11 protein-coding genes are annotated in these 13,587 nt (G+C 55.2%); 5 read left to right on the top strand and 6 right to left on the bottom strand.

Going from position 1 to position 13,587, the window contains the following annotated elements; all coding sequences use genetic code 11:
- Window positions 1–7: 7 nt before the first annotated feature.
- Window positions 8–2,434, top strand: coding sequence for an MASE3 domain-containing protein (locus NAT21_RS12710; RefSeq protein ID WP_250938941.1), 2,427 nt, complete (start codon window positions 8–10; stop codon window positions 2,432–2,434).
- Between the two features lie 106 nt (window positions 2,435–2,540).
- On the opposite strand, the gene NAT21_RS12705 is transcribed toward NAT21_RS12710, so the two are convergent.
- Window positions 2,541–2,756, bottom strand: a complete 216-nt coding sequence (locus tag NAT21_RS12705; protein ID WP_250938939.1) for a hypothetical protein — start codon at window positions 2,754–2,756, stop codon at window positions 2,541–2,543.
- A gap of 218 nt (window positions 2,757–2,974) precedes the next feature.
- On the opposite strand from NAT21_RS12705, the gene NAT21_RS12700 reads away from it, so the two are divergent.
- Entirely contained in the window at window positions 2,975–4,021 is a 1,047-nt protein-coding gene (locus tag NAT21_RS12700; protein WP_250938937.1) for an ion transporter, read from the top strand.
- Here NAT21_RS12700 and NAT21_RS12695 read toward each other — a convergent pair.
- The gene (locus NAT21_RS12695; RefSeq protein WP_250938935.1) at window positions 3,991–4,821 is read right to left on the bottom strand and encodes an SDR family NAD(P)-dependent oxidoreductase; all 831 of its coding nucleotides are present in this window, start codon (window positions 4,819–4,821) and stop codon (window positions 3,991–3,993) included. The two genes, NAT21_RS12700 and NAT21_RS12695, sit on opposite strands and share 31 nt — an antisense overlap.
- A gap of 204 nt (window positions 4,822–5,025) precedes the next feature.
- Between NAT21_RS12695 and NAT21_RS12690 the strand changes: the two genes are divergently transcribed.
- From NAT21_RS12690 to NAT21_RS12680, 3 genes are all read left to right on the top strand, one after another.
- Window positions 5,026–7,386, top strand: coding sequence for an FdhF/YdeP family oxidoreductase (locus tag NAT21_RS12690; RefSeq protein ID WP_250938933.1), 2,361 nt, complete (start codon window positions 5,026–5,028; stop codon window positions 7,384–7,386).
- A gap of 114 nt (window positions 7,387–7,500) precedes the next feature.
- A complete protein-coding gene (locus tag NAT21_RS12685; RefSeq protein WP_250938931.1) occupies window positions 7,501–8,748 on the top strand; it encodes an EAL and HDOD domain-containing protein in 1,248 nt (415 codons plus the stop codon).
- A 105-nt stretch (window positions 8,749–8,853) separates the two neighbouring features.
- Complete coding sequence (locus NAT21_RS12680) at window positions 8,854–9,849, top strand: acyltransferase family protein (protein ID WP_250938929.1); 996 nt, start codon at window positions 8,854–8,856, stop codon at window positions 9,847–9,849.
- Window positions 9,850–9,900: 51 nt separating this feature from the next.
- On the opposite strand, the gene NAT21_RS12675 is transcribed toward NAT21_RS12680, so the two are convergent.
- From NAT21_RS12675 to NAT21_RS12660, 4 genes are all read right to left on the bottom strand, one after another.
- Window positions 9,901–11,031 (bottom strand): 5-(carboxyamino)imidazole ribonucleotide synthase, encoded by a 1,131-nt coding sequence (locus NAT21_RS12675; RefSeq protein ID WP_250938927.1) that lies wholly within the window; start codon window positions 11,029–11,031, stop codon window positions 9,901–9,903.
- A gap of 52 nt (window positions 11,032–11,083) precedes the next feature.
- Window positions 11,084–11,575 carry a 5-(carboxyamino)imidazole ribonucleotide mutase gene (purE, locus tag NAT21_RS12670; RefSeq protein WP_250938925.1) on the bottom strand — a complete coding sequence of 164 codons (492 nt, stop codon included), beginning with the start codon at window positions 11,573–11,575 and terminating at the stop codon, window positions 11,084–11,086.
- A 118-nt stretch (window positions 11,576–11,693) separates the two neighbouring features.
- A complete protein-coding gene (locus NAT21_RS12665; protein ID WP_250938924.1) occupies window positions 11,694–12,593 on the bottom strand; it encodes a hypothetical protein in 900 nt (299 codons plus the stop codon).
- A gap of 96 nt (window positions 12,594–12,689) precedes the next feature.
- Entirely contained in the window at window positions 12,690–13,397 is a 708-nt protein-coding gene (locus NAT21_RS12660) for an extensin-like domain-containing protein (RefSeq protein ID WP_250938923.1), read from the bottom strand.
- Window positions 13,398–13,587 lie beyond the last annotated feature (190 nt).

Below are 13,587 nucleotides of genomic sequence, written 5' to 3'. Positions count from 1 at the left end.
TTTATCTATGAGCTACCCTTTCAGCTCCAGGGCATCCGGCTACCGCCTGCAGTCTGCCAGCTTTCGTTACCTGCTGCTGCCGGCAATCCTTCTGATGGCACTGATCGGCTTTTTGTGGCTGTCCCGCGTCCAGGGCACCTGGATTCCACCACATTATGCTGCCTGGCATGCCGTCATCGAAATAATGGCTACCCTGATGGCGCTCATGGTCACCCTCTGCCTGTTCACAGGATACCAAAGCACGGTTCCTGCGGCGTTACTGGTAATGGGCGTCCTTTATGGGCTGGCGGCAGGTTTCAACCTTGCTCATGCCCTGTCATTTCCAGGGCTTGCCCTGTTACCCGGCATCACCGATATCAACGTCACGCTATACCTTGGGGCAACAGGGCGCTTTCTTGCCATCAGCGCATTGTTGATGGTGGGGATCTCCAGTGTTGAGCGGTGGCCATCATCGCGCTGGCTGTTCGGATTACTTATAGGTAGTGCCTTACTTGCTCTGGTGCTGGCTGGCCTCATCTACCATCACGACCGCATCCCCCTTCTCTATAACCAGGGTGAAGGGCTGAGCACTTTCAAGATAGTCATAGAGTGGGTACTGGTAGTTACCAGTCTCATGGCAGGCGTCTTTCTCATGAAAAACGAAAGGCTGTCGAAATACGTCAACAACAAACAACTGGCCAGTGCGGCCTTCATTACTGCGTTGTCAGAAGTCTGCTTTACCCTATACGCCGCATCCTATGATGGGTACAGCCTGCTTGGTCATGTTTACAAGCTGATTGCTTATGGCCTGGTATGCCAGGCCACACTGGGCTCCAGCCTGAAACAACCCTTTACCGAGCTTCAGAAAACCCGGACCTCACTGGACAGGCTGAAACGGGATTATCACTTTGCGCTGGAAAATGCTCGCACCGGCATCTGGGAATACAACCCAGACCAGGACAGACTTGATTACTCCCAGCACTGGCATCGCCTGCTGGGTTATCAAAACAGCGACATGCTGGATGGCAGCATTGAAAAAACACTGGGGCAGATTCATCCGGACGACAGGGCCGAATTCAAGCAGATTATTCATCGTCATTTATATGATGAAGGCCCGCCGATCCAGCATGAATACAGAGTGCTTGACGCCAACGGTCAGTGGGTGTGGGTCGAAGCGCAGGGTCAGGTGATGTCACGGGATGCCATGATGCATCCTGTGCATGTAGTGGGCACCGTCACCATCATCAATGAACGCAAGCCCACGCAACTTGCATTTCAGGCCATGAATAACCGCTTCAGAGCCATATTTGATGCATCGGCCGATGGCATGGCAATGATAGATACCACGGGCACCCCTCATCAGACCAATTCGCCATTGCAGCAACTGTATGGTGAAGAGATCAACCCGGACATCAGCCTCTTTGAGCAGGCTTCCGGGCCGGACGCTCGTCGTTTGGCCATTGATTGGAACGATTATCTCGAACAGCTTCCTCTGGGTCAGGAGGCCGCCCTGTCACCATTTACCGGAAAATACCGGCTTGATACCGGGATGTATAAGCCGCGCTGGACCGAATGGAATATCATGCCACTGAGTAATGAGCCCCTGTTTCTGGTGCAGGTCAGTGACATTGATGAACAGCACTACGCCAGAGAACATTTACGGGAAAATAAAGCCCTCTACCGAGGCCTTTTTACCGGCGGCAATGCCATTAAACTACTGATCAACCCGCTCGATGGCCAGATCATCGATGCCAACCCAGCGGCTTCCGAATATTATGGGTATGCCTTGCGTACCCTGCAGGGCATGTCGATACAAACGCTCAACGGCGGGAATCATGAGGACGTCAAACGGCGATTGCTGCAGGCACAACTGAACTCGATAGCGCGCTTTGAGACCACGCACTGTCTGGCCAATGGAGAACATCGTGCAGTAGATATTCGTATCAGTCCGATTCATATCAATGGCGGAAACATGCTGTTTGCCATTGTTACCGACACTCAGGAGCGGGTCTGCGCAGAGCAGTCACTGGCACAGTCGACAGAGCTTTGCAGGGAAAAGGAACGATACCGGCAACGGCTGCACGCCCTCCGCTCACGTCTTGCGACTGCGACAACCATCGAAATGTTCAGGGCCGGCGTGACTCAGGAGTTGCCAGGCTGCTTCACTGATACCAGCGGAACGCTGACACTTCCCATTACCGAGCTGGCTCAGCCTCTGCACGTGCACTGGGGCACGGAACAACATGCACAGTCAGACTGCACACTATCAAGAACCATCGACAGCGACCAGGCATCACCCGGCACACTGACATTAATGACAGACCCCCTGACGCCGGAAAGACGAAAACTGCTGGAAGACATACTTGATGAATGCACGATTGCCCTTGCGACAGCTCTGACAATCCTCCGCCTGTATCTGCGCGTTCAGGAAGCAGGGCGCAAACCTTTTGAATAATAAAAGTACCGGCGTCCTGCCGTTACATCCACCATGCCCCTGCATGAAGCACATCCGCGTCAGTCACGGTTCTTGAACTGACGCGGTCAACCACCTGATGGACGTATCACTTCTCGGACGCGTCCGATGGCTTTCTTTTGGCCACGGGATGATTGGACATCGGCGGAGAAGACAAGTCAGTCTCTTCCTGCAGGGCGCTGAAACGCCGAGGATGTAACGAATGTCGCTCACGACGACAAAATACCTTTTGCTCCGGCGTATGCCAGTGGCAAATATAGGCTGTGCCTGAAGCAGAGCGTACACTGTTTTTGATTTTTGTCATGACTGCCTCTCCTGGCGAAATATATTTGTTACTTTAGACCGCTTACGCCACTTTAAAAATCCTTTATCACCTTATACTCATATTTAATAGTGCCTCACAGCATGTCTTCTTATGAAGAAATGTTATATCTCGTGATCATTCATGGAGGATACGGGCAGCTCCATGCCTGACGCGCTAGACTGTCGGCAGTAATGTCCCTTTTACTTCGGAGCTTTTGAATGCCCCCGTCCCGCATTACCCGACCTGCAGCCCAGGATGCCTTTCATGCCTGGTGGGACACCATCATTGTAGTAGTTGTTGGGCTTAACCTGCTGCTCATCCTGCTCGATACGTTATACGCCCTTGGCCCGGTACATGCTCTTGTAGACCTGGGACCAGCCAGCCTTCAGTCTACCGCCGCCTGGATGCACGCGAACTTCACCACGATCGACCTGTATTTTGTTGCCCTGCTGGCACTTGATGTACTGGCGGGCTGGCTTGTTGCTATTCGAGAAAGACGTTATCACCGATGGTTCTTCTATCCCTTCATTCACTGGTATGACGTCCTGGGCTGTATTCCGGTCAGCGGATTCAGGGTATTGAGAGTGCTGCGTGTGGTCAGCCTGCTGATTCGACTTCAGCGCATGGGCACCATCAATGTACGGCAATGGTCGGTCTATCAGTTCTGCTACAAGTATTACCAGATCCTGATGGAGGAGCTGACCGATCGCGTCGCCATCAAGATGCTTGGCAATGTACAGACGGAACTCAGTGACAACGGCAAGCTGACCGACCGCATCACCCGCGATGTCCTGCTGCCTCGTAAACAGGCCCTGATCGAGGACATGACAGACCGTACGATTCGCCTGATATTGCAGGCCTACGGTACTCATCGGGCCGATATTCTCGGCATGGTTCGCAGTCTCGTGCACGACACCCTGTCAGAAAATCCGGACATGCATCGCCTTAAACGGCTGCCAATGGGGGATACGCTGGCAACTGCCATGGAGCAAAGTCTGACCGAGGCAGTATGCGGTCTGCTGGATGGCAGCATACAACGTGTCAATCAGCGCCGCTTTCGGAACCTGGCCGAATCGATGGCTGAAAGCGGCTTTGATGCATGGATCGAGGATAATGCCAGTGCCAATCGTGAAATAGAGCAGGTCATGATTGAAGTGCTGGACGTCATGAAATCCCAGATAAGACAGCAGCAGTGGAAGATGGAATACGGTGCAGAATCCCGCCCCCCACACCATCAGGATGAAGCATCGTTCAATCCGAAATAACGCTTGAGCCAGTAATCGCGCATCCGGTGTGGCAACAGCGCCAACAGCGGCAACGCAAGCCCCCCATTACCCACACGGATAATGGCTGGCCGGCGCGACGCAGTAAGGGCTGAAGCAACCTTTTCGGCCAGGCGAGAGGCCGGCGTTGAGCTCAAGAGTTCTGAAGAACCTGCACGCTTGTCAATGCCGGCGCGAAACGGCCGCCACGGGGAGTTTTCCTTCAGGCGTCCCGAAAGCTCGTGACGTGCTCGCTGTCCAAACCGGGACTCGATGGCGCCAGGGCGTACCAGCACCACGTCGACCCCTAGAGGAGCCAGCTCCATGCGCATGGCATCGTTCAATCGGTGAAGCGCTGCTTTCGATGCGCAGTACACTCCAGCATAGGGAGAACTGACCTCCCCTGCGACACTCCCGATATTGAAAACAACCCCCCCACGCGCCTTCAAGAGCAGCAGTGTGGCGCGAGCAAGTCGCACCGGCGCAATCACATTGACCTCGAACTGATGGGTCAGCGCCTTATCATCGAAATCAAGTACCGGCCCCATGGCGCCGAATCCAGCATTGTTGATCAGTACATCCAGTCCCTGGTAACGCTGCTCCACGTCAGTAACAAGGGCATCCACCCCCTGAGCGTCCGTTACATCCAGAAGTCGTCCTTCTGCTCCCAGCGCCGTTATCCGAGCCAGATCCGCTTCACGACGCACCGTGGCAATCACGTGATAGTTCAATGTCACCAACTGCTGCACCAGAGCCAGCCCAATCCCACTGGAGCATCCGGTGATCAACGCGACCTGCGACATAGTCTTCTCCTGTAGTACGAACGACCCTCGATTTCCCTACTTTAACCAAAAAGTGCTGAATGCGGCTCGTCATCACGCCGCCGACCACCTACATTTAAAGGCACTACCGTTGTTGCGGCGTTGTCTTATACCGCAGGCGCTCGGTTTCAGGCGTGAAGCCGAGCGCTCCTTTTATTTATTTCTTCCCTTTTTGTGAGGTGGCTCATGGATGAGACATCAAGTAAAACCTCTTCCGATATGCTGGGTACTCAGGACAAATCATCTTCTCCCGGCGGCGGCTGGCTGGCCCTGAAGGCAGTAGAACAGCATATGCTTCGACAGCAGGTGCCCTTCCGTGGCAACCGACTGATGCTCAAGATGAACAAGCCCGGCGGATTTGACTGTCCAAGCTGTGCGTGGCCGGATCCAGCCAAACCCCACATGGCTGAATTCTGCGAAAACGGTGCCAAGGCCGTTGCATGGGAAACCACACACAAGCGCACCACGCCGGCGTTTTTCGAGCAGCACACTGTGACAGCGCTTCGCGAGTGGTCTGATCATGAGCTTGAAAATCAGGGACGCCTGACCCATCCAATGCGCTATGACGCAAGCAGTGATCGGTATCAGGCCGTCAGCTGGGATGAGGCCATGGCTGATATCGGCGCGACTCTTCAGCAGGTGGGCAACCCCAACCAGGTAGAGTTTTACACCTCGGGGCGCGCCTCCAATGAATCCGCATTCATGTTTCAGTTGCTGGGGCGTCTCTATGGCACCAACAACTTCCCCGATTGCTCCAACATGTGTCATGAGACCACCACCGTGGCGCTTCCCATGAGCCTTGGCGTGGGCAAGGCTACTACCACACTCGATGATTTCGATTATGCCGATGCCATCTTCATTTTCGGCCAGAATACCGGTACCAACAGCCCAAGGATGATGGGCGAGTTGCACAAGCTGGTCATGCGTGGCGGCAGTGTCATCACGTTCAATCCGCTGCGGGAAAAGGCACTGGTCAAGTTTGCCAACCCGCAAAGCACACTCGACATGCTCAAACCCGACGGCACCAGGATCAGCGCCCAGTATCATCAATTGCGTATCGGAGGTGATATTGCCGCCATTCAGGGCATGTGCAAGGCACTGATTGAAATGGATGATGAGGCGCAACAGCGTGGCGAGCCTCGAGTACTGGACCACGAATTCATCGAAGCCCACACGCACGGCTTCGAAGCCTATATGGCGCACTGCCGCTCCCTGACATGGGAGGTCATCGAGCATCATTCAGGCATGACCCAGTCAGCCATTCGCGAAGCCGCCGAGTGCTACAGCAAGTCCGAACGCGTCATTGCCTGCTGGGGCATGGGAATTACCCAGCACCGCTACGGTGGTGATGCCATTCACCAGATCATCAACCTGCTGCTCATGGGCGGCAATATCGGCAAGCGCGGCGCGGGTGCCTGCCCGGTTCGCGGGCACTCCAATGTTCAGGGTGACCGCACGGTAGGAATCTTTCACAAGCCAACCACGGAAATGCTGGACAACCTGGACAGTACCTTTGAGATCCAGTGCCCTCGTGAGCATGGTCATGATGTTGCCCTGTGCTGTGAGGCCATCATGCGTAACGAAGTATCCGCGTTCATTGGCCTGGGCGGTAATTTCTTTCGCGCAATTCCCGACCCGGAACGTGTTGCACAGGCAACGATCAACCAGCTGGATCTGACGGTTCAGATTTCCACCAAGCTGAACCGAAGCCATCTTGTTCATGGTAAAAAAGCCTATATCCTGCCTTGCCTTGGCAAGACCGAGCGGGATATCAAGGCCGGCGTTGCACAGGCCAGTACAGTGGAAGACGGGATGTGCATGGTGCATGCCTCAACCGGTGAACTTGAACCGGCCTCCCCTCACCTGCGCTCTGAAGTGACGATTATCAGCGATATTGCCCGCGCTACCCTGCCGGTTCACCCAAAGGTCGACTGGGCATGGCTGGCCGAGGATCACTCTCGTATCAGGGACCGGATTGAAGCCGTCTTTCCGGACATCTTTCCTCGATATAATGAGCGCATTCAGATACCTGGCGGTTTTCATATCTATAACGCTGCCCGTGAACGGGTATGGCTGACCGATTCCGGAAAAGCCAACTTCCTGTTCGATGCCGATAAAATGGATTCCGGCATGACGCCCCCAGACGCCGATTACTTTCAGTTGCTTACCACCCGTGGCCATGATCAGTTCAATACAACGGTTTATTCGCTGGATGATCGCTACCGTGATATCTACGGAACGCGGATGGTCGCCATGATGAACCCGGAAGACATCGAGGCTCACGGCCTTGAGGCAGGCAACATGATTGCATTCAGTGCCGTGGCTGAAGATAACATTCCACGTCGTGTGGCCGGGTTCAAGGTCGTGCCCTATGATATTCCGCGTGGCTGCATTGCAGGTTATTACCCCGAGACCAATGCACTGATTCCGATCGCCAACAGGGACGAGCGCAGTAATACCATCGCCGGTAAATCCGTTCCGGTGACCATTGCTCTGATGGATAGTGAAGAGGTGGAGCGCACGACTGGCTTGCTCGCCACCGGCTGAACCGACTGGTCAAGGGCACAGGAAGCTGGCATGGGGCCAGCCGTTCTTCAAGCGGTTACAGATAGTGCCGATATTAGCGAAATATCGTACAAGCATCTGTCGGAGAAGCCCCCCATGCCAGCTGTCGATGAACAGAGCCTTATGCCCTGCACTGTGCTCTATGCACGCCAGCCGATTGTAGATCGCAACAAGACACTTAAAGGCTATGAGTTTCTTTTTCGACCTGCTGACGGTAGCGGCTGCTTTCCACTGGACATGGATGGAAACCAGGCCACGGGAACGGTACTTGCCAACGTATTCATCGAATCCGGTATCGAAAAGGCCTGTGACGGTACTAAAGCCTATATCAACTTCACCGAAGAAACCCTGCACGGCGACTTTCCCTTCAGACCCGAACACCTGGTGATCGAAGTACTGGAAACCGTTGATGTCACTGATGAGAATATCGAGGCACTGCGACACCTGTACGAGCAAGGCTATACGCTGGCACTCGATGATTATAGCCAGACCGACGCAGACCACCCCTTTCTTCCCTGGGTACGTATCGTCAAGCTGGATTTCCCGGTCTATGACGATATCGCATTGATCAGAACAGTCATTCAGCTCAAACGGCGCTACCCTTCCCTGCTGCTGCTTGCCGAAAAAATAGAAACACAGAGCGATTATGAGCAGTGCATGCAGGCAGGCATCGACCTCTTTCAGGGCTATTTTCTGGCAAGACCTGCTCCGGTTCATGGTAAACAGCTCGACATGAATCATGCGGGCATACTGAAACTTCTGAAGGTGTTGAACAGCCCGGATGTTACAACGCTTGAAGTGACCCGTATCATCGAAAGAGACCCGGCACTCAGTGTGCAACTTCTCAAGCTCGTCAATTCCGCCTACTACCAGCGCGCGACCGATATCGTTTCCATCAGACAGGCCACTCTGCTTCTGGGTCTGCAACGAATACGCAGCCTGGCAAGCCTAATGGCATTGACGCGCACCAGCCAGACCGGCACTGCACTGCCTCACATGGCACTGACCCGTGCATTTCTGGCCTTTGAACTGGCAGCCCAGTTCGATTCGGATACTCAGGAAAGTGCTTTCATGGTGGGGCTTTTCTCCTACCTGGATGCCTTCTTTTCCATACCCGTGGAGCAGCTGCTGGAAGCCATTCCACTGCACGACAATATCCGCAGCGCCCTGCTTCACCATGAAGGAGTACTGGGCCTGCTGCTTGAAACGTCACGGCTGTACGAGCAGGACCAGTGGATCAGTATCCGGTGGCCGACACTTGCCGAGTACAACATTACCCCCGAATACGTTCACAAGTGTTTTCAGCAGGCACATATGGCAGCCAGCCAGCAGCGCCCACTGTGAAAGCACTCTGTCTTGATATGTTACGTTTCGCTGCCTGCATGGATCATCAACCGGCTTCCGTGGTCTGAGCCTGTCTCGAACAGACAGGCCACAGGAAACCAACGCATGCTGATCTCGGTACAGGGCCTTCGCGCCTTCGCAGCCTGGCTGGTAGTGTTTCATCACTTCATGCAGGTCTTTTTTGACTTCAATGCCACCACCACCACCGGCCACCTGCTTTCCACGCGCGGCCAGGCTGGTGTGGATATCTTTTTTGTCATCAGTGGTTTCGTGATTTATATCTCCACTGCAGGACGGGAGATGGCCTCCCATACCTTTTTGATCCATCGCCTGGCCAGAGTCGTACCCGCCTACTGGCTTTATACCCTGATTACGGCGGGAATTATCACCTTTGCCGGCGAAGTGATGCCGGTCTATGGCGTCAGCATGAGGGAGTTGCTGTACTCTCTTTTCTTTCTACCGTCGCAGAACCCGGGTGGATTCGGCCTGTATCCGATTTTGCCAGTTGGATGGTCACTGAATTTCGAAATGCTTTTTTATGTGATATTTGCCCTGTCATTCGTGGCAGGAGAGCGGTATCGCCTCTGGCTGGTCGCCGGTCTGTTGGCCGTAATGTGTCCCCTGCTGGCACAACAGCCATTTATCAGTAACTTCTATACCAATCCCATGATGTACGAATTTATCCTGGGTATCGGCATTGGCGTAATATACCGACGCGGTTATATCCCACAGGGGCGCTGGATTCCGCTGATGCTGGCGGTGCTGGCAGTGGCATTCATGTTGAAGTTCGACGATCAGTCACCGTATCGGCTGGTGACCTGGGGCGTACCCGGTGCCTTGCTGGTCGGCTGCGCCATTTCACTGGAAGCCCACTTTCAGCGGCTGCCTCTGTTGAAACAGCTGGGCGACTGGTCCTATTCAGTCTATCTGGTACATATCATTGTACTGTGGAGCGGTGAGTACCTTCTGACACGACAACTGGACATCAGCCCCGCCATGACACTGCTGGCATGTCTGCCGGTCATTCTGGGCCTGTCCTGGTTAAGCTTTGAAGTCATTGAGAAACGGCTCTCCAGAATGATCAGGCGCTGCCTTGCCTGACTCATGCTGAAACGCCCCGGTTTTCGGGGCGTTTCAGCAGCTCAAGGATTGTCATGCCTCTCGGGATGACTCCCAGGCAAGAAAGCGCGGCGCCGGCACATCCGGCACCAGCGGATGAACCTCCGCCAGACGAGCCTTGAGTTCATCAGGTGTTGGCGCCGTGACATTGAGGTGTCCCAGCTTGCGGCCGGCCCGCTCGCTCTTTCCATAGCGGTGCAGATGCACGTCTTCATGTGCCAGAATCTCGCTCGCATCCACCTCCCGCCCAATGATATTGATCATGCAGGTCGGATGCAGGGCACGAGTTGACCCAAGAGGCAGGCCCTGAATGGCCCGAAGATGGTTTTCAAACTGACTGGTAACCGCGCCGTCCATCGTCCAGTGGCCCGAGTTATGAACACGAGGAGCCATTTCATTGACCAGAAGCGAGCCATCGGCCAGCTGGAAAAGCTCCAGCGCCAGCACACCCACATAATCGAGTTCATCAAGAAGCTGCTGAATGTAGTGCTCGGCACGCGCCTGAACATCATCGGAAATATCTGCCAGCGGCGCCATGCTGTAACGCAGGATTCCCTGGTGATGATGGTTTTCGGCCATGGGGTAAAAAGCCAGTTCTCCACTCGTACTGCGCACGGCAATGATGGACATTTCACGCACGAAATCGACAAACGCCTCAACCACCAGCTGCGTGTGCCCGATGCTGTTCCAGGCAGCCTCGGCCTCATCGGCATGATGGAGTACCGCCTGTCCCTTGCCGTCATAGCCTTCCGTTACGGATTTGGCGACCACCGGTGCACCCATCGCATTGACTGCTTCGGCCAGCTCGGTGGCACTACCTACCAGCCGCCATTCAGGGGTCGGGATCGACAGGTGAGAAAAAAGCGCCTTTTCATCGCCGCGATTCTGGCAGACAGCCAGAGCACGCCGCGAGGGATACACCGGTACGTGCGCTTCGATACGCTCGACCAGAGCAGTATCCAGATGCTCGAATTCATAGGTTACCAGATCCACCCCGGCCAGAAATTCAGCCAGCGTGTCGTCATCCTGACCGGTCATGATCCGACCGATATCGGCGCTGGGGGTGCCGGCAGGATCAAGAAGAGAGAAGCGATTTGCCAGTGGGTAGCCAGCCAAAGCCAGCATTCGGCCCAGTTGTCCAGCTCCCAGAATACCAATATGCATGAGCGCTCACATTACGATGCGGGATAAAGAAGCGTACCCTGAGGGTACGCGCTCACTGTTCTCGCGGATCCGGCGTATCCAGCACGCTACGGGTCTGCTCGGTACGGAAGTCATCGACTGCCTGGCGCACCTGCTGATCATGCGTACCGATAATCTGCGCCGCCAGCAGCCCGGCATTCTTCGCACCAGCCTTGCCGATCGCCAGTGTACCAACGGCCACGCCGCCCGGCATCTGTACAATGGACAGCAGGGAATCAAGCCCCTTCAGGGCCTTTGACTCCACCGGCACGCCCAGTACCGGCAGAGAAGTCTGGGAAGCCACCATACCGGGAAGATGGGCAGCCCCGCCTGCTCCGGCGATAATCACCTCAAGGCCGCGCTCGGACGCCTGACGTGCATACTCGAACAATAGATCCGGCGTGCGATGTGCCGAAACAACGCGTGTTTCGAATTCTACCCCCAGCTGTTCCAGCATGAGAGTCGCATGCTCCATTACAGGCCAGTCAGATACCGACCCCATGATAACTCCGACGCGTGGTGCCATGATGCGCTCCGTTGATGCATACCGCCCCCTGGTGCCAGCGGCACGACAAGGCAGGAAAAGTACATTCAGGAAACCGGGCAGGATACCCCCGATCATGCATCAAGAAAAGATGGAACGCTCAGAGACAGGCGATAATCGTCAGAGCCGTCAGCACTCCCAGTACCGTGACTCCCATCGCCGTTGGCCAGAAGCGCGATGCCGCTTCGGGCATGTCTGCAGGTACAGCCGGCGCGACCTCGATGCGCCCCTGGTATAGATAGGAAGACAGGCCGGCGACCTGGGCAAATATCTGGCAGGCCTGCTCCATGGGCATCAGCGCGCGGGCTTCAAACCAGGTCGCCGGCTTGTCGACGCACTCCTCGGGAACAAGGTAGGCACAATCACTCATGAACATGAACTGACGCTCCTGCCCCTGCTCCTGCTCTTCCACCAGCCATTCACGTCCGGGAAAGGTCGCCGGAAGCGACTCCGAACCAACATGACAGGAACGCAGCGGGCGCCCGACCAGAAAGTCACCCTCCATCCCCATGATCTGGAACCGATATCCCTGCCCGCCCAGTGTTACCCGCGCAAGATAAGGGAAGCCCGGCTCGGTAAATGCAGGGGTGTAATCACGCATTTGAGTACTGTTTTCAAGACGGCAGGCCAGCGTGTCCCACAGGCCATGCGTCAACCATTCGGTCGCAAACCCATGATCACTGTAGTGATTCCAGGCCAGCCGCTGCGCAATGGTGCGTATCAGGTACTCATGCAGACCTTCAGGCACCGGATAGTGGCCAGGCGCCCCTGGAAGACAACCATTGAGTGGCAGCCGTTCGGCATCAACCTTCAAAACGCCCAGCACACCGATGAAATGCTTTTCACCGTCCAGAAAATACATTTTCAGATGCCCCGGCGAATGCCCTTTCGGGTCATCATCCTGCACTGCGAGTGCGTGAGGTTCAGCCGCCGACAGTTGTTTGACGAACTGTGAAAGCACATCGATATACGAAGAGTATGAGCGATAAGGTTCCATCATCGTGATCTCGCAGGCCTATGTGCAGTTGATGCGCGAAGTACTTCCGTTATAACGACCGATGGCCAGGTTACTTCACCCGAACATGCCCGATGCTCATTACCGACAGAGACCAAAGCGCCGTGTTCCCAGATGAAAATGGTTGGCATGGGCCTGATTGTAATCAGGACCAAGAGACGTACCGAAGATATCGCAGGCCCCCTTGAACAGGGTATGCCAGTATTCGCTGCGTGCATCACCCTTCGGCCACTCCGTCAGCAGATCCAGACGGCGGCCGTCAGCCAGCTCGAGCGCCGCCAGGTCGAACGCGGAGGCACTTGCATGTTCACTGCGAGGGGCATTGGCACGATGATAGATATTACGGCATGCAAAGCTTCCATAGTGCCGTACCCGGGCTACTGACGTACCCAGCATGTCGCGTGTTATTGGCTGAAGACGCTGACGCTCGAATACCAGCCAACTGACAACCAACGGACAGCTGGCCAGAAAGGAAGCGTTGAAGGCCACGGAAGTACGATACACGCGTGACACGTTCTTCAGCGGGCATCCCTGTACTACAAACGAGCCGACAGGCCTTACATCGATATCGGATGTTTTGACCGCCTGCGCCAGTACGACCTGGCAGGCGCCATCATCCTGCTTCAACCGTTCAAGCTTCCAGCGCGTCAACGGCGTCACCTCATCATTGATATTCAATGGGACTAACGGATTATAGGCGTCAGGAACGAGCGAGCGCAGGGTCGGCTGGCCGAGGCAATACCAAGACACCAGTACCAGCAGTGCACTTCCGATAACAAACCAGCGCATCACGTTGTTCTCTGCCCTTTTTGTCCAGCATAGAAGAGAACGCTAAAGGAGCTTATAAAAAAATCCCGCACCTGAGTGCGGGATCCAAAAAGGGTCGTGCTGATGCATGCGTTAAGTGAACAGCACAGGATTCAGGACAATCATCCCGAACTCGCGCATGGTAATACCCGGCATGAGTCCCCTGACAATT

The organism is Larsenimonas rhizosphaerae (genome assembly GCF_023700005.1).
GTDB classification, from domain to species: Bacteria; Pseudomonadota; Gammaproteobacteria; order Pseudomonadales; family Halomonadaceae; genus Larsenimonas; species Larsenimonas rhizosphaerae.
Note: the sequence above shows the minus strand (reverse complement) of the source record. Positions and strands in the feature narration are given on the sequence as shown.

Excerpts from the sequence above, each read along its gene's own strand:
- NAT21_RS12700 (WP_250938937.1), top strand. The coding sequence starts at position 2,975 with ATGCCCCCGTCCCGCATTACCCGACCTGCAGCCCAGGATGCCTTTCAT.
- NAT21_RS12705 (WP_250938939.1), bottom strand. The coding sequence starts at position 2,756 with ATGACAAAAATCAAAAACAGTGTACGCTCTGCTTCAGGCACAGCCTAT.
- NAT21_RS12675 (WP_250938927.1), bottom strand. The coding sequence starts at position 11,031 with ATGCATATTGGTATTCTGGGAGCTGGACAACTGGGCCGAATGCTGGCT.
- NAT21_RS12660 (WP_250938923.1), bottom strand. The coding sequence starts at position 13,397 with ATGCGCTGGTTTGTTATCGGAAGTGCACTGCTGGTACTGGTGTCTTGG.
- NAT21_RS12695 (WP_250938935.1), bottom strand. The coding sequence starts at position 4,821 with ATGTCGCAGGTCGCGTTGATCACCGGATGCTCCAGTGGGATTGGGCTG.
- NAT21_RS12685 (WP_250938931.1), top strand. The coding sequence starts at position 7,501 with ATGCCAGCTGTCGATGAACAGAGCCTTATGCCCTGCACTGTGCTCTAT.
- purE (WP_250938925.1), bottom strand. The coding sequence starts at position 11,575 with ATGGCACCACGCGTCGGAGTTATCATGGGGTCGGTATCTGACTGGCCT.
- NAT21_RS12710 (WP_250938941.1), top strand. The coding sequence starts at position 8 with ATGAGCTACCCTTTCAGCTCCAGGGCATCCGGCTACCGCCTGCAGTCT.
- NAT21_RS12665 (WP_250938924.1), bottom strand. The coding sequence starts at position 12,593 with ATGATGGAACCTTATCGCTCATACTCTTCGTATATCGATGTGCTTTCA.
- NAT21_RS12680 (WP_250938929.1), top strand. The coding sequence starts at position 8,854 with ATGCTGATCTCGGTACAGGGCCTTCGCGCCTTCGCAGCCTGGCTGGTA.
- NAT21_RS12690 (WP_250938933.1), top strand. The coding sequence starts at position 5,026 with ATGGATGAGACATCAAGTAAAACCTCTTCCGATATGCTGGGTACTCAG.